A 16,375-nucleotide genomic window follows, 5' to 3' on the forward strand; every position below is an offset into this window, starting at 1 on the left:
CAGCGACTAGTTAGTCTTGCCGGTTGCACCAGCATCGATCGAACCCTGGGACTCAAGGTCACGTAGCTGTCCTTCGATGTAGGTCTTCAGGCGAGCACGGTAGTCGCGTTCGAAGCCACGCAGCTGCTCGAGCTTGCGCTCCAGAACAGACTTCTGCTGTTCCAGGGCCGACAAGGTCTTGCGGCTCTTCTCTTCTGCGGTGGTGACCAAGGTGTTAGCTTCGGTCTTCGCTTCGGAGATGATCTTGTCGCGCTGTTCAACACCGGCAGCGACGTATTCGTCGTGCAACCGCTGAGCCATGGACAGCACGTTGGCTGCCGACTCTGCGAACTCGGTGCGAGAAGCAGCAGCTGGTGCTGCGGCTGCGGCCGGAGCAGCTGGCGCGGCTGGTGCCTTCTCAGCTGCAGCAGGCTTAGCCTCTGCCTTCTTTTCCTCAGCTGGCTTAGCGGCTGGGGTTTCTGCCTTTGCCGGCTCTGCAGGCTTAGCTTCTGCCTTCTTCTCCTCGGCTGGTTTAGCAGCTGGAGTAGCAGGAGCGGCCGATACAGGTGCAGGCACAGCCTGTTCCTTCGATACCGAACCAGCATCTTCGCCAAGTTCGGCAAGACGGCTTCGCAAAGCCTCGTTCTCACCGGTTAGGCGACGCAGCTCCACAACGATTTCGTCGAGGAAGTCATCTACCTCGTCTTGGTCGTAGCCTTCACGGAACTTGGTCGGCTGAAACCGCTTATTGACTACGTCTTCTGGCGTCAAGGCCATTGGGTCACCTCAATACTGGGATCATTTCCGCACGACCATGTCTTGCCTTGCGAAACACTTACCGTTTTTGTCAGTGTCGCGACCGGTGAAGTCGGAGCACCATTTCCTAAAGGATATAACGATTTGGACAATTATTACGAAATCGAGCTTACGCGCGAGTCTCTTATTATTTGAATCTACAGCTTTTGACCGCTTAGGACAATCCCCGTGAAGCACGGGTTAAGCCTAATCAGATACCAGTCGTGTGTCCAAGGTTGGCTACCACTATCTTCAGGATGATGACAACGATAAACAACACGAGAAAAGACAGGTCAAGGCGGATTCCGCCAAGATCCAGGGGTTTAATCTTCCGACGCAACCAGCGCAGCGGAGGATCAGTAATCGACACGATTGCACTTGCGACAATCAATGCGATGCCTTTGGGTCGCCAGTGGCGAGCAAAGCTTTCCGTTACATCCAACACAATTCTCATTAAGAGCAGAATTTGGAGGATTGCTAACGCGAGATAGATGATCCCGAACACCATTTTGTGCGTTTGCTCCTGGTGTCTTAGCTCTGGTTAAAGAAGGTTGCCTGCGCTTCAGACTGCTTGCGGTCTTCTCCGAGGACCTCAACAGACGCTGGCGAAAGCAGGAAGACTTTGTTTGTGACTCGCTCAATGGAGCCATGCAAGGCGAAAACCAGGCCAGCCGAGAAATCGACAAGGCGCTTGGCATCGGTTTCACCCATATCGGTGACATTCATAATCACCGGGATGCCGTCACGGAAGTTCTCACCGATGATCTTGGCATCGTTGTAAGAACGAGGGTGGACGGTTGTAATCTGACGCAATTCGGAATCCTCATCCCGTACTGAAGGGGCACGCTTAATAGGGGTGACCGGAGCACGGTATTCCGTCTCTGGTTCTCTAGCTTGGGTTTGCGGCGCAGCCTGCCTCACAACAGGCTGAGGGCGAGGGGCTTCGGCAGGTCGTTTTGGAACGTTGTCTTCAACAACCCGAACTTGGGTTTTAGGCTCAGAGTTTTGTGCCTGGGTCTCTTCCTGCTCGACGGCATCCGCCAAGCCGAGATAGACCATTGCCTTGCGCAGTCCGTCAGCCACGATATTTCTCCTCGTTTATCCCTTGCATGCAACCCCATTGCACGCTTCCGCTACTTCGACGCTACCGCACAAAATAATGCTGGCATCGTTCATTCGATCAATTGCTGGCGGTGTGTCGCGCACCCTGAGCCGCTGGCCAGATCAGGCCGGCTAAGCGTCCTGCATCGCTTGAACGCCGGTAAGAATAGTAGCTTTCATCTTCCAGTGTGCACACACCAGATTGCCTGACAGCAACGCCAAGCCCGCGAAGCTCAACTTCGGCTGATGCAGGAAGATCAAGTCCCGCACTACCCCACCGCGTGGTGGTGCGAATGCCACTGCGCAGCTCTTCGGATTCCTGGGCCATCTGCTCAGGAACTTCGTAGCAACGACCGCAAATCGATGGACCTATAACGGCTTCGATTTGTTCGGCTCCATGGCTTTCCAATGCCTTGACCGTATTAGTCAAGATGCCATCAAGCAGTCCGCGCCGTCCGGCGTGCGTTGCTGCACTCAGCGTTTTCCCGGAATGTGAATTTCGTCCAACAAAGAGTACCGGAAGGCAATCGGCTACCATCACGGCCAGGACCTGGGTCCCGGTTGGGTCCAGCAGTCCATCGCAGGTGGGCGCAGCTGGTTCCAGCCACGAGGTGCGCTCTACCGGCTTCACTTCTTGAACATCGGCGGAGTGCACCTGATTCATGAAGTTTAGACAGAAGCGTCGAACCCCGATCAGGTCCTCCAATTTGGCTCGATTCTCCGCTACCAGGCGGGGATCGTCGTTCACATGCAGGGCGAAGTTGCCCTCAGCCTGCGATGTGAACGCCAGTTGGATGCTCGGATCGAGGTTCGACGCGAAATGTAGCACTGCTCAGCTTCTTGCTGTTTTTACTTCAGGAAGTCCGGGACATCCAGATCATCGTTCGAACCGTTCAGGTCCGAGTCGACAACATCTGGAAGATCCTGGAATGAGCTCTTCTGCTCTGCGGCAGCTGGCAGTTCCTGAGCTGGCTTAGCAGCTTCAGGGGCAGCTGGTGCTGGAGTTTCAGGAACGCTTGCTGGCACTGGCTCAGCCGGGCGGGAGGATACAGCTGGCTTTGCTGCAACCGGCGCCATTGGCTTGCTGGTGACATCTGGCTCGTCGAAGCCGGCAGCAATCACGGTTACGCGTGCTTCATCGCCCAGGGCGTCGTCAATGACGGCACCGAAGATGATGTTGGCTTCTGGGTGGGCAACTTCCTGCACGAGGCGTGCAGCTTCGTTGATTTCGAACAGGCCGAGGTCCGAGCCGCCCTGGATGGACAGCAGGACGCCGTGGGCGCCATCGATGGAAGCTTCGAGCAGCGGCGAGGCAATAGCCAGTTCGGCTGCCTTGACTGCGCGGTCTTCGCCCCGCGCCGAACCGATACCCATGAGTGCCGAGCCTGCGCCCTGCATCACGGACTTCACGTCGGCGAAGTCGAGGTTGATCAGGCCCGAGGTGGTGATCAGATCGGTAATGCCCTGCACACCGGAAAGCAGCACCTGGTCTGCTTGGCGGAATGCGTCGAGTACCGATACGTTGCGATCCGAGATCGACAGCAGTCGATCATTCGGAATCACGATGAGGGTGTCTACTTCGTCGCGCAGGGCTTCAATGCCCGACTCGGCGGAGTTCGCACGGCGGCGACCCTCGAAGGTGAATGGACGGGTGACAACACCGATGGTCAGTGCGCCGAGCGAACGGGCAATGCGTGCCACGACTGGTGCGCCACCGGTACCGGTACCGCCGCCTTCGCCTGCGGTCACGAAGACCATATCGGCGCCGCGCAGGACGTCTTCGATTTCTTCTACATGATCTTCAGCTGCCTGGCGTCCCACATCAGGGTTGGCGCCAGCGCCCAGGCCGCGAGTAAGTTCGCGTCCTACGTCTAGTTTGACGTCGGCATCACTCATAAGCAGAGCCTGAGCATCGGTGTTAATGGCGATGAACTCTACGCCCTTGAGACCGACTTCGATCATTCGATTGACTGCGTTTACACCGCCACCGCCGATTCCGACGACTTTAATGACCGCGAGGTAATTCTGTGGAGCTGCCACGTCCCGCTTCCCTTGTTAGATGTGCTACATGTTTACGACTCCAGCCAAGAGCCTTCGCCTTTAGCCTTAAGGTTTAGGATCTGTCAAGCTATCGCTATTAGAAACGCTATGAGCCGTATGGTCTTTCTGCAACGACCGCCTAGGCGTGTCGCTTATTCAAAACTATCTTTCCAGAATTTCTTGGCTTATTGGTCTTCCCGCGCCCAGAGGGTCACGACTTAATAGACCACAGGGTTTTCTGGGTTGGTGACGTCGATGGTTGTCTTGCCCTCGCCTTTTTTCTCAAGCTCTTTCAAGAAGATCGTCGCCACTTCGTTTTTGAGTGCCGATTTTTCAGCGTCACCCCAAATCAACGTGCGTTTCTTCGGCAAAGCCAATTCCGCAAAACCTGCCTGGGACAGCGTCGCCGTTGAAACTTCCTTGAGCACATTGGCATCAACCGTGCTCAAGATCCCGGTCAACAGCTTGAACTGCTCCGGATCGGCAGTGGCGTCACTGGCCTTAATCTTCGGGAGCTTGTCCTTATCCTTCTTTCCCACGGTGCGAAGCTTCTTCCCGGTCTCGGAGACCAGGTATTCCTTCTTACCTTCGATCAAGATGGCAACCGGCACTGCTTCGAGCACCTCCACGACCAAAGTGTTGGGCATCTGCGCCTTCACGACGATTTCATCAATTGCCGGCTGCTCGCCGATCAGTTCCTGAACCTTGGACTCAGAAATCCGAGGCAACGGAACGCCCTTGAGCGGCTCCAATGATTCCGTCAAAGTCTTGGCATTGACCAGCTTGGTGCCGGTTACCTCGATCTTCTTGGCGGCGATTACCGGCGAGAAGCTCAAGATCAACACCGCCGCGAGGCTGAGAATGACGATGCTGGCCGCGACGATGATCAGGATCTTACGTCGTTTTTTCTCCGGGCTTTCCGGAAGTTCGACGACTTTTGCTGCTTCGGGCATGGGTCACCTTGCTTGACGGATGCGGACCACCAACGGCGGTCTGGATCGATGGACGGGAGGAGCTAGCTCAGCGCTTTGAGGATGTCTGGCCCCAGAGCCGTGACATCACCTGCACCAATGGTCATGATGATATCGCCAGGTTCAGCTTTCTCCACCACATGCGCAACGGCTGCCGCTGGCGCAAGCACCTGGGCAGGAACTTCAATACGCGAGGCAATCAGTTCACTGTTCACGCCTTCGATAGGCTCTTCACGTGCCGGATAGATATCCAGCACCGCAACCGAGTCGGCCAGGGACAGAGCCTGGGCGAACTGGCGGTAGAACTCCTGGGTACGGCTGAACAGGTGTGGCTGGAAGACTACATGCAACCGGCCATTGCCCGCCACGGTGCGACCAGCGGTCAAGGCCGCCTGCACCTCGGTGGGGTGATGCGCGTAATCATCGTAGACGCGTACTGCGCCTGCTTCACCCTTGAATTCGAAGCGCCGGGCAGCACCGGAGAAGCTGGAGAGGGCATCGAGTGCTTCCTGGACCTCCAAGCCAGCGTCAATGCCTACGGCCAGGGCCGCTGCAGCGTTGAGCAGGTTGTGCTGTCCGGGGACGGCCAGATCCAGGATGCGGCTTTCTCCGCTGCCCCATTCGATGGTGGCGGTGAAGCGGCCATCTTCCGTGGCCTGCGCCTGGGACAGGCGGCGGTCGGCGTGATCACTGAAGCCGTAGGTCTGCACGCGGATATCCGAACGTGCTGCACGCATCTTGCGTGCAAGGTTGTTTGCGCCTTCATCATCGGCACAGCAAATCAGCAGGCCGTCTTCTGGCAAGAGCTGGGCGAAATCGACGAATGCCTGATGGACCGCGTCGGCGGTTCCGTAATGATCCAGGTGGTCGGCTTCGACGTTGGTCACGATGATGACATCCGGACGATAGTTCAAGAAGGAAGCATCAGATTCATCGGCTTCGGCAACGAAGTAGGATCCCGAACCCAGTTCGGCGTTGGTGCCCAAGCTTGGAATGTTCGCGCCGACTGCAAAGCTGGGCCGTGTACCAATGGTCTTGAGCATGTGCGCGGTCAGCGAGGTGGTGGTGGTCTTGCCGTGGGTGCCGGCAATGGCCACAATCTTCTCATGTCCGCGCATAGTCGCTTCCAAGCCTTCGGAGCGATGCAAGATGCGCAGTCCGCGGCGTACCGCTTCATCGTATTCAGGGTTTCCGGGTTTGATGATCGAGGAGATCACCACGGTGTCCGCATCGCCGAGGTTCGCCGCGTCGTAGCCGACGTGGATCCGTGCCCCGCGCTCACGCAATCCGGTGAGTACAGGGAGGTCCTTGGCATCAGTGCCGGAGACTTGCAGGCCGTAGTCGAGCATCAGCCGTGCAACTGCTGATACGCCAACCCCGCCTACACCCATCAGGTGCACCTTGCCCAGATCGGCGTTCAGTTCGTCGGCTCGCAATGCCATGGTTCTAGCCTTCCTGACCCGCACGCTGGCGAGTTGAAACTTCTTCAATAATCCGTCGCGCCATGATTTGAGCGGCGTCGCGCTGCCCCAATGAGGCAGCGGCTTCGTTCATCTGTTCAAGTTTATGCTGATCGGTCAACAGATTGATGACATTTTCAGTGATGTAGGAATGTGTGAATTCCGCGTCGGAGACAACTACTGCTCCCCCGGCTGCTACCAGCTCACGGGCGTTGAGCTTTTGTTCGCCATTGCCAATCGGCAACGGAACCAGCACCGATGCGGTCCCGGCGACGGCCAGTTCGCAGACAGTGCCCGCACCCGAACGGCAGATCATCAGATCTGCCACAGCGTAGGCGAAGTCCATCCGATCCACGTACTCGAGCTGGGTGTAGCCTTCATGGGCCAATAGTTCCCCGGAGTCATCGAGCATCTGCTTGCCGCGCCCGGTGATGTGGACGGTCTGGATTCCGGCTTGGTTCAACTCCTCCAGCGACTGTGCGATGGCGTTGTTGATGCTCTGCGCTCCCGAAGAACCACCGGTCACCAGCAGCACCGGCTTGTCTGCGGTGATGCCGAAGTATTCGCGGGCTTGGTCGCGCAAGGCTGCCTTGTCCATGGTCGCGACGTTGGATCGCATCGGCATGCCCACCTGCACTTCGCCGGGCAAGCCGGTGTTTGCGAAGGTGGTGCCGACGAAGACTGCATTCTTTGCGCCGAGCTTATTGGCCATGCCGGCAACTGAGTTCGCCTCGTGGACAAAAATTGGCAGCTTGAGCTGCTTGGCTGCCAAGTAGGCCGGGGTGCACACGTAGCCGCCCACGCCGAGCACTGCTTGGGCGCCGGTGGCACGCAGAACCTTTTTGGCGTTATTCAGCGCCTTGATGAAGCGGAACGGGAACTTGAGCAGGTCAGCGTTGATGCTTCGGGGCATTGGTGCCTTGGGACTGAGCTCCAGCGGGTATCCGGCCTCCGGTACCAGCTTGGTTTCCAAGCCACCAGGAGAACCCAGCGCGGTGATCTGGGCTTCTGGATGCTCTGCCTTCACTGCATCGGCGATCGCCAGCATTGGAGAGATATGGCCGGCAGTTCCTCCGCCAGCGATGACTAGACGAAGTGCTTCGCTCATCTGTTGCTGTACTCCTTCGTCCTGCCTCGCAGCAGGATCAACGTCCACCAAGGATCCGGTGGTGGGTTTTTACAACTTGTCAGCCGCCGAGTGCAGGCTGCTACTTGGTTTTCTTGCTTTTGACTGGTTTCTTTTCCAGCTGCCCTTCAAATTCTAGCTTTTGAGCGCGAGCTGCGGAGAGCACAAATCCCATGGCGAGCATGATGGCCAGCATGGCCGAACCACCGGAGGAAATAAACGGCAGTGGCACACCGATCACCGGCAAGACGCCGGTGACCGTACCAAGGTTCACGAAGGTCTGGCCGATAACCCAGGACATCAGGCAGCCCATGAGCACCTTGGTGTACATGTCATTGGCGCGCGCCGCGATGCGGTACATCGCCAGGGCCAACAGGATGAACATCACCAGGACGAACAGCACGCCGATCAACCCGAATTCTTCTCCCAAGATAGAGAAGATGAAGTCATTTTGGGCTTCAGGAACATACGACCACTTCATGCGAGATTGGCCGGCGCCTACGCCAAACCAGCCGCCCGAAGCGAAGGCATGCAAGCCCATGCTGGCCTGGTAGCAGAGGTCATTGCTCGGGCCGCAATCGGTGTCCAGCCAAGCCGTGATTCGCTGGCGCCGGTTCGACGAGGCCAGGATCGCTACCGTCAGCAGCAGGACGCCCACGGCTGAACACGCGGCGAGCCATTTCATCCTCATCCCGCCCAGGAACATTGCTGAAGCGATGATCATGAGCAGCACCAGCGCCGTACCCACGTCCTTGCCGACAACGACAAGACCGACAATCGCAACTCCGACAGGAGCGACGATAGGCACGAGCAGGTGCTTGATGTCCTGCAGCAGATGCTGTTTCTTTTCCAGCATGAACGCGGCGAAAACCGCCAGCGCCAACTTGGCGAATTCACTGGGCTGCAGACCGAAGGAGCCAATGCGAATCCAGTTTCGGTTACCGAGCACCGTGTGACCCAGCGGCGTGAAGGCCACCATGAACAGCAAGATTACCGCGGTAATGACCGCGGGCCAGGCGAGCCGCTTCAGCGTTTCCGGATTCACACGTTGCATGATCAGCATGCATACGATGCCCAGGGCCGCGAAAGCGCCTTGGGCCAGAGCCACGGTGAAGCCGTCACGGCCCTTGGCGATCGCTTCAACCGAGGCCGAGGACTGGACCATGAGCACACCGAAAACCGCAAGCACGATAGATCCAACGAGCACCAGCCAGTAGTCGGTGGACGCCATGCGGCCACTGGAATTCTCGACGGTGCCCAGGAGTCGAAGCGGTCGCATGTACCAAGGCAGTTCAGCTTTGCTACCTGCTGGCTTCTTGCTGGGTTTCGCCGCCATCGCTGCCTCCTACCTCGGTGCTGTTATTTCGGTGCGTTCGGAATTACTTGTCTTGCTCAGTTTTATCCATCAGATCACTGACGGCAGAGATAAATGCGTTGCCACGCTGCGCGTAGGAGCTGAATTGGTCCATCGACGCGGCAGCCGGTGCCATCAGCACGGTATCCCCAGCTTGAGCGATTTCAGCTGCCTTGCTCACTGCACGGGTCATCACCTGTGCACCTGATGGGGCTGCGCCTTCGCTGTCTTGGGCCGAATCGGTGATGTCGATGACTTCAACCTCTGGCGCGTGTGCCGCGAGGGCTTCGCGCAAACCTGCGGTATCGGTGCCAATGAGAAGCACCTTAGCCAGGCGCTGAGCATGCTTGGCCACGAGATCGCCGTATTCCACGCCCTTTGACAGGCCGCCGGCAATCCAGACCACGCGGGTAAACGCAGCCAAGGATGCATCGGCTGCATGCGGGTTGGTGGCTTTGGAGTCATTGACCCACAGGATGTCGTCCTTGCGCGCAACAGCCTGGATCCGGTGGTCGCCGGAATCGAAGTTCTTCAGGCCTGCGGCAACAGCTTCCGGGTGCACGCCATAGGCACGCGTCAGTGCTGCGGCCGCCGCGGCGTTGGCCGCGGTGTGGCGTGGAACGATCTCCCCGATTTCCTTCAGGGCAATCAATTCCACTGCGCTGGTCTTGCGCTCTTCCAGGAAGGCGCGGTCCACCAGCAGGCCCTCGACAACGCCCACCATGGATACGGCAGGGGTGTCGGTGGTGAAACCGATGGCGCGGCAGCCTTCGACTACATCAGCGTCTTCCACCATTTTGATGGTGGCCTCATCTGCCGCGTTGAAGATCGCGGCGATTTGGGTGCGTTCGTAGATCTTGGCCTTGGCGGCCTTGTAGTTCTCGAACCCGTCATGCCAGTCAACATGGTCTTCTGCCAGGTTCAAGACCACCGAAGCTACCGGTGAAATAGTGTGGGTGTAGTGCAGCTGGAAGCTGGAGAGCTCGACAGCGAATACGTCATAGTCCACTGGCTCGCGCACTGCGTCCAGGATTGGGGTGCCGACGTTGCCTACAGCAATGGCTTTCAGGCCATCGGCACGCAGGATCGATTCGGTCATGCCCACGGTGGTGGTCTTGCCGTTGGTGCCGGTGATGACTAGCCACTGGGGAGCGGTGTGGCCTGCACGATTCTGTACGCGCCAAGCCAGCTCGATATCGCTCCAGATGGCAATGCCCTTGGATTCGGCTTCTGCGATCACCGGGTTGCGTGGGTTCCATCCTGGGGAAACCATGACCAACTGGGCTTGCTGCCCATCAACTAGCGGCAGTGCCTGCACCTTGTCGTTGCCAAGCAGCACCTCGTGGGCGCCGACAATCTTCAAGGTTTCGGCACGCTGCTGGTTCATCTGGTCATCACGGCCGTCAATGACCGTGACGATTGCGCCTAGTTCGATCAGCGTGTCTGCAGCGGAGAATCCGGAGAGTCCCAGTCCTGCTACGACGACGCGCAGGCCCTTCCAGTTGGCATCCCAGCTATTGAGTTCGTCCAGTGATTTGCTTGCTTCTACGCTCACAGTGCGACAACCCATTCAGAGTAGAACAGACCCAGTCCGGCTGCCACGAACAGGCCGGCCAGAATCCAGAAACGAATAACTACATTTTCCTCAGACCAGCCCGAGAGTTCGAAGTGGTGCTGCAGCGGAGCCATCTTGAAGACGCGCTTGCCGCCGGAGAGCTTGAAGTAGCCCACCTGGATGATGACCGACAGCGCCACGATCACGAACAGGCCCGCGATGACCAACAGCAGCAGCTGGGTGCGCGAGAGGATTGCGAAGGCAGCCACTGCGCCGCCGATTGCCAGCGAGCCGGTGTCGCCCATGAAGATCTTTGCTGGCTTGGCGTTGAACCAGAGGAAGGCGATCAGCGCGCCGGACAGGGTGGCACCGAGCAGCGCCAGGTCCTGCGGATCGCGTACCGAGTAGCAGACATCCATGGAGTTGATGTTGCTGCAGGCCTGATTCTGCTGCCAGATGCCCATCAAGGTGTAGGCGCCGAAAACCATGATTGATGCGCCAGTGGCTAGGCCGTCCAGGCCGTCGGTGAGGTTGACGGCGTTCGTGGTGCCGGTGACGATGAAGTTCGACCAGATCACAAACAGCACTAGACCGATCATCGGTCCGGCGAAGGCCAAATCAAAGTTGGTATCGCGCAGGAAAGAGATTGCGGTGGAGCCGGGGGTCAGCCCCTTCTCGTCGGGGAACTGCAGGGCCAGCACCGCAAAGCTGATGCCGATGATGGCCTGCAGCACGATCTTCTGCCAGGCGCGCAAGCCCAGCGAACGCTTCTTGAAGATCTTGATGAAGTCATCGAGGAAGCCGACCAGTCCCATACCGCCGAAGAGCAGCAACACCAGCAGTCCGCTGGCGGTGATGCCCGAGGAGGTGCGCCCCATCAGCGAAAGGATGCCGTGAGTGGCGAAATACGCCACGAAGACTGCTAAGACGAAGACTATGCCGCCCATGGTGGGGGTGCCGGACTTGATGGCATGCGAGTTCGGTCCGTCATCGCGAACTACCTGACCGTACTGCTTCTTGGTCAGCAGGCGGATGTACAGGGGCATCGCTACCATGGTCAAAACGAGGGCAATGCCTGCCCCCAAAAGCAATGCGATCATGCCTTGTCGCCTTCCTTCGCGAATGCTGCAATCTCGTCGCCCAAGAAGCGCAGACCGGCTCCGTTAGAGGACTTGAACAAGGCGATATCGCCAGGCTGAAGCTGTTCTTCGAGCAGCGCGCGAGCCTCTTCCACGTCTTCGACGTAGTAGGCTTCATCGCCCCAGCTGCCTTCGAGCACTGCAGAGTTGTAGGCGGGCTTCGCACCGCGGCCTACCACGACAAGTTTCTTGATGTTCATGCGAACTGCCATGCGGCCCAGCAAATCGTGCTGGTGGATGCTTTCGTCGCCCAGTTCCAGCATTTCGCCCAGGACCGCCCAGGTACGCCGGCCCGGTGCACCGTCAGCGCCCAGGCCAAGTTCGGCCAGGGTCACCAGTGCTGCGCGCATCGACTCGGGGTTGGCGTTGTAGGCATCGTTGATGATGCTCACGCCATCGGCACGCTCAAGGCGTTCCATCCGCCAGCGGCTTCCGGCAGCACGGCCTTCAAGGCCCGCGGCAATCAGTTCTGGATCGATGTCCAGTGCCAGCGCTGCATTCGCTGCGGCCAAGATGTTCGAGACGTGGTGGCGGCCCAGCAGCCCGGAGGTGATCCGCTTGCTGTAGCCGTTGGGGAATTCAAGGGTGAGTTCTGGCTGGCCCTCGGCGTTGACAACAACGTCGCTGGCCCAGACTCCCGCGTTCTCTGGCTTAACCGCTCCGGTGCCGAAGAAGCGCACCTGGGAACGAGCCCGCGATTCCATGCGTGCCACGCGTGGATCCTCGGCGTTCAAGATGGCAATGCCTTCGGTGTCCAGGGCCTCAACGAGTTCGCCCTTGGCCTTCTCGATATTCTCCACTCCGCCGAATTCGCCGGCGTGGGCAGTGCCAACGCACAGTACGACGCCCACATGCGGGTGCACCATATCGGTCAGGTAGTTCAGATGGCCGATGCCGGTGGCACCCATCTCGATGACAAAGTATTTGGTCTCTTCAGTGGCGCTGAAGACCGTGAGCGGCACGCCGACTTCACCGTTGTAGGAGCCGATAGGCGATACGGTGGGCGCTGCTTGCGACAAGATGCCGGCCAGCAGGTCCTTGGTGGTGGTCTTCCCAGCGGAGCCGGTGATGCCCACTACCTTGGCATCGTTCTTGGCCTTGAGGTGGGACACGATATGGGCGGCGATCTTGCCCATGGCATCTACCGCATCTTCAACGATGATCGCCGGGTGTTCGCGGCGTTCTTCATCGTGGGTGATGCGTTCGGCGAGGGACAGTACGGCGCCGGCGGCGCGTGCGCCGTCGATGAAGGTGTGGCCGTCGGAAAATTCACCGGGCTTAGCGACATATAGGGCGCCTGGGAGGACTTCGCGCGAATCAGTGGCAACGGAAGTGATCACCGTGTCGGCGGCGACTGTAGCAGTCGCCTTGCCGCCGGTGATTTCCAGCAGGTCGGTCAGAGACAGTTCAATCATGGCAATAAGGACTTTACACTTGAGCGGTGATGATAGTGGACTTGTGCGGTCTAGGAATTGGTCACAAATCCATGAAGATTCAGTGCTTTCGCTAGTTCCACCCGATCATCGAGCTCAACGTCAATTCCCGCGACGTCTTGGCTAACTTCGTGTCCTCGTCCGGCCACGAGAATCGCATCGTTGGCATGCGCCAAACTCACAGCGAACTCTACGGCTTTGGCGCGTGGCGCGATGTTGTGAACCTGCACGCCGGGACGCTCAGTGTCCAGTACCTGCTGCGCTCCGGAGGCAACCTGCTCGCGAATTGGGGCCGGGTCCTCTCCGTGCGGGTCATCATCGGTGACAATGACGATATCTGCGTGGCGGGCGGCTACCGCTCCCATATCCGGGCGCTTGGTCTTATCGCGTTCTCCGGTGGCGCCGAAGACGACGATTCGCCGGCCCTGCTCCCCCGGACGGATCGAATCCAGTGCCTTGGCCAGTGCGTCTGAGTTATGCGCAAAGTCGACGACTGCCACCGGGGATTCGCCAACTACCTGCATGCGCCCTGGCACGGCGACCGACAGCGGGTCCCCCGCGTTTAAGGCACGCTGCAGGGTATCGAGCTCTACACCGCTGGCAAGAACCATGACGGCTGCCAGTGCGCCATTGGCAACGTTGAACATGCCCGGCAGCAGGGTACGTGCTCGCAGCTCGCGTCCATCGCGGTGGCGCAGGGTGAAGCTGTGGCCCAGGCCGCTGTGCGCTAGCTCAGTGACCCGCCAGTACGCCGAAGGGTGGGCTTCATCCAGGCTCAGGGTTTCGGTTGGCACCAGTGCACGCTCAGCCAGACGCTGGCCGTACTGGTCATCGACCATGACGACCGCGCGTTCGGAGCGTTCGGCGGTGAACAGCTGAGCCTTGGTTTCGAAGTACTCATCCATGGTGCCGTGAAGATCCAGGTGGTCCTGGGTCAGGTTGGTATAGCCGGAGACAGCAAAGCGCAGCGAATCAACGCGGCCGTAGCTCAGCGAGTGGCTGGATACCTCCATGGCTACCGAGCTGACGTCCTGCTGCGCCATGCGCGCAAGCACCCCATGCAGCTGGGTGGATTCCGGGGTGGTCAGCACGCTGGGGATGATCTGCCCGCGAGCAGACATTTCAATCGTGCCGATCAGTCCGGTCTCTTCACCCAGGGCGTCAAGGATCGCACGGATCATGTAGGTGGTGGTGGTTTTTCCGTTGGTGCCGGTCACGCCGAAGAGTTTCGGACTGCGCTGATCGGTTCCGTAGACGTTTTGGGCAATCGCGGCTGCGCTCTTGCGCACGTCGGCGACGACGGCCACCGGGATGGACAGGCCATCGCCGAGGAATTCGAGTCCAGCGGTATCTGTGATCATGGCAACCGCGCCATTGGCGACAGCGGTTTCCACGAATTCTGCACCGTGGCGCTTCGCCCCGGAGATACCGAGGAAGACATCGCCAGGCTGTACGATCTGCGGGTTGAGGCTGACTCCGAGGATCTGCGGGGCCGCGTTGAGCAATGCGCCAGTGCGCACTGCCCCGGCGGTGCCGCAGAGCTGGTCGAAGCCGAGGCCTGCGGTGTTCTCTGGGCGTAGGTACCGTTCAAGCTCACGAGGAGTGTCGGGGTTTTGGGCTACCAAGATTTCTTCTGATCCTCACCTACAAAGACGTCGTACGCCTCTGACTTAGTAGTGCTCGGAGGCACATTGAATGTGTTCAGGGTGTGGCTCATGACGTCGGTAAACGTGTCGGCTACCGAGAAGTCCTGCCAATTGCCCTTTGGGCGGTACATTGTTGCCACGACAACGAACTGCGGATCTTCCAAAGGTGCTACACCTGCGAAAGAATAAGTATAGCCGTCATAGCCCTTGGCGCTGGCGGCCTGGCCAGTACCGGTCTTGCCGCCTACACGGTATCCGGGGATGCGTTCCTTGTAACCGGTACCACTATCTACCACCGTTTCCATCAGCTTGAGCATTTCAGCTGCCGTGCTCTTCTTGACCACGCGCTTCTTTTCAGGTGCTGGGATTTCGGTCATGGTGCCGTCCTCATTGCGGTACCCCTCGATCAGGCTCGGCGAAAGGCGAACACCCTTGTTGGCCAGGGCCTGGAAGATCGAAGCGGTATGCAGCACAGTCTGCGAGTAGCCCTGGCCGAACATGGTGGTGTACTGCTGGCGGCGGTCCCAGTTCTCCGGAGCTGCCAACTGGCCAGCGCTGGCGCCGTTCAGCCCGACGCGGATCGGTGTTCCGAGGCCGAAGGCGCGCATGTAGTCGTAGCGGGTCTGCTTGCTCATGGTATTTCCGACCATCACGGTGCCGGTGTTGTATGAACGGGCGAAAATGCCTGCAACGGTCATGTCGTAGGTCGAGTGCTCCAAGGAGTCGTTGATGGTTTCCTTGGTGAACGTCTTCTTGTGCGGTACGCGCATCTCGGTTAGCGGATCCACTCCTCCTTGGTCAATGGCGGCAGCGAAGATCGCTGCCTTGCCGGTGGAACCGGGTTCAAAAGCACGCGTGATGGAGGTAGAACGGCGGAATTCAGGAACGGTGGCGCCTGGATCATTGGGGTCCAGCTCTGCCGAGTCGCCAATCGCCAGAATCTTGCCGGTTTTCGCTTCCATGACGACCACGGAAACCCACTCGGCGTTGAACTGTGCTTGCTTCTTCTCGGCCGCACGCTGGGCGACGTAGTTGATATCCGAGTCAATGGTAAGAATGACGTCCTGGCCGTCGACAGCCGGGGTCTCTTCTACCTCTGTGACCGGGATGCGCACACCGTCAGCACTGATTTCGTATTTGCGGCTGCCTTCGGTGCCGGCAAGGTGCTTTTCCTGGCTCAGTTCCAAGCCTTCTGCACCAACCACGCTGGTCTGGTCTTCAGAGTTGCGTACGAAGCCGAGCAATGGACCAGCAATGACACCCTGCGGGTACTGGCGTTCACTGCGCAGCAAAGAGGCCAGTCGAGGGATTCCGATTTCAAGAACTTCATTGCGAACTTCTGGGGTCACGCTCTTGGCGAGCATGACGTAGCCCTTGGGCTTGGCATCGCCCTGAGGACGTACCTTCATGGCCAGCTCGTCGCGGTCTTGCTCAAGAGCTTCGGCCAGTTCATCAATGGCTTGATCCCAGGTGATGCGCTCCTGGGTATTGGTTCCGTCACGTTTGGCACGGCGAATGGTCTCGCCTTGCTGGCGCTGGTCGATCACCAGGTCATAGCGGTCAACGGAGGCAGCGAGCATCGTGCCATTGCGGTCTTCGATGGATCCGCGATTGGGAGCGATGGTTTCAACGCGTTCACGGTTGGCCTGCGCCGCGTTGGCGATGCTGGCCGAGTTGATGCCTTGAACCCAGACCAACCGCCCCAGGATCACCAGTAGCAATGCCACGGAGAGGACAAGCACCAAGCGCATTCGCTTTTTTGCAGTGTCTATTGCG

The 16,375-nt window shown here is 58.9% G+C and carries 14 protein-coding genes; all 14 read right to left on the minus strand.

Features of this window, described 5'->3' with window-relative positions; translation table 11 throughout:
• Positions 1-6 precede the first annotated feature (6 nt).
• The 14 genes from AARI_RS11235 to AARI_RS11300 all read right to left on the minus strand — a co-directional run bounded on the left by AARI_RS11235 (position 7) and on the right by AARI_RS11300 (position 16,350).
• Positions 7-756 (minus strand): DivIVA domain-containing protein, encoded by a 750-nt coding sequence (locus tag AARI_RS11235; protein ID WP_013349410.1) that lies wholly within the window; start codon positions 754-756, stop codon positions 7-9.
• A 229-nt stretch (positions 757-985) separates the two neighbouring features.
• Positions 986-1,282, minus strand: a complete 297-nt coding sequence (locus AARI_RS11240; RefSeq protein WP_013349411.1) for a YggT family protein — start codon at positions 1,280-1,282, stop codon at positions 986-988.
• Between the two features lie 23 nt (positions 1,283-1,305).
• Positions 1,306-1,857: a cell division protein SepF gene (locus AARI_RS11245; RefSeq protein ID WP_013349412.1), complete on the minus strand. Its 552-nt coding sequence runs from the start codon at positions 1,855-1,857 to the stop codon at positions 1,306-1,308.
• A 97-nt stretch (positions 1,858-1,954) separates the two neighbouring features.
• Entirely contained in the window at positions 1,955-2,704 is a 750-nt protein-coding gene (locus tag AARI_RS11250; protein ID WP_013349413.1) for a polyphenol oxidase family protein, read from the minus strand.
• A gap of 20 nt (positions 2,705-2,724) precedes the next feature.
• On the minus strand, positions 2,725-3,915 hold the full coding sequence (ftsZ, locus tag AARI_RS11255) for a cell division protein FtsZ (RefSeq protein ID WP_013349414.1): 1,191 nt from the start codon (positions 3,913-3,915) through the stop codon (positions 2,725-2,727).
• A 218-nt stretch (positions 3,916-4,133) separates the two neighbouring features.
• Entirely contained in the window at positions 4,134-4,868 is a 735-nt protein-coding gene (locus AARI_RS11260) for a cell division protein FtsQ/DivIB (RefSeq protein ID WP_013349415.1), read from the minus strand.
• Between the two features lie 62 nt (positions 4,869-4,930).
• Complete coding sequence (gene murC / locus AARI_RS11265) at positions 4,931-6,328, minus strand: UDP-N-acetylmuramate--L-alanine ligase (RefSeq protein WP_013349416.1); 1,398 nt, start codon at positions 6,326-6,328, stop codon at positions 4,931-4,933.
• Positions 6,329-6,332: 4 nt separating this feature from the next.
• Positions 6,333-7,454, minus strand: a complete 1,122-nt coding sequence (gene murG / locus AARI_RS11270; RefSeq protein WP_013349417.1) for an undecaprenyldiphospho-muramoylpentapeptide beta-N-acetylglucosaminyltransferase — start codon at positions 7,452-7,454, stop codon at positions 6,333-6,335.
• Between the two features lie 100 nt (positions 7,455-7,554).
• Positions 7,555-8,808 carry a putative lipid II flippase FtsW gene (gene ftsW, locus AARI_RS11275; RefSeq protein WP_013349418.1) on the minus strand — a complete coding sequence of 418 codons (1,254 nt, stop codon included), beginning with the start codon at positions 8,806-8,808 and terminating at the stop codon, positions 7,555-7,557.
• A 43-nt stretch (positions 8,809-8,851) separates the two neighbouring features.
• Complete coding sequence (murD, locus tag AARI_RS11280) at positions 8,852-10,396, minus strand: UDP-N-acetylmuramoyl-L-alanine--D-glutamate ligase (RefSeq protein WP_049862629.1); 1,545 nt, start codon at positions 10,394-10,396, stop codon at positions 8,852-8,854.
• Positions 10,378-11,481: a phospho-N-acetylmuramoyl-pentapeptide-transferase gene (gene mraY / locus AARI_RS11285; protein WP_013349420.1), complete on the minus strand. Its 1,104-nt coding sequence runs from the start codon at positions 11,479-11,481 to the stop codon at positions 10,378-10,380. Before mraY ends, murD begins: the two co-directional genes overlap by 19 nt.
• Positions 11,478-12,935, minus strand: coding sequence for a UDP-N-acetylmuramoyl-tripeptide--D-alanyl-D-alanine ligase (locus AARI_RS11290; RefSeq protein ID WP_013349421.1), 1,458 nt, complete (start codon positions 12,933-12,935; stop codon positions 11,478-11,480). The genes mraY and AARI_RS11290 overlap by 4 nt, the downstream gene beginning before the upstream one ends.
• Before the next feature lie 50 nt (positions 12,936-12,985).
• Positions 12,986-14,578 carry a UDP-N-acetylmuramoyl-L-alanyl-D-glutamate--2,6-diaminopimelate ligase gene (locus AARI_RS11295; protein WP_013349422.1) on the minus strand — a complete coding sequence of 531 codons (1,593 nt, stop codon included), beginning with the start codon at positions 14,576-14,578 and terminating at the stop codon, positions 12,986-12,988.
• A complete protein-coding gene (locus tag AARI_RS11300) occupies positions 14,572-16,350 on the minus strand; it encodes a peptidoglycan D,D-transpeptidase FtsI family protein (protein WP_013349423.1) in 1,779 nt (592 codons plus the stop codon). The genes AARI_RS11295 and AARI_RS11300 overlap by 7 nt, the downstream gene beginning before the upstream one ends.
• Positions 16,351-16,375: the final 25 nt, after the last annotated feature.

The organism is Glutamicibacter arilaitensis Re117 (assembly GCF_000197735.1).
GTDB lineage: Bacteria > Actinomycetota > Actinomycetes > Actinomycetales > Micrococcaceae > Glutamicibacter > Glutamicibacter arilaitensis.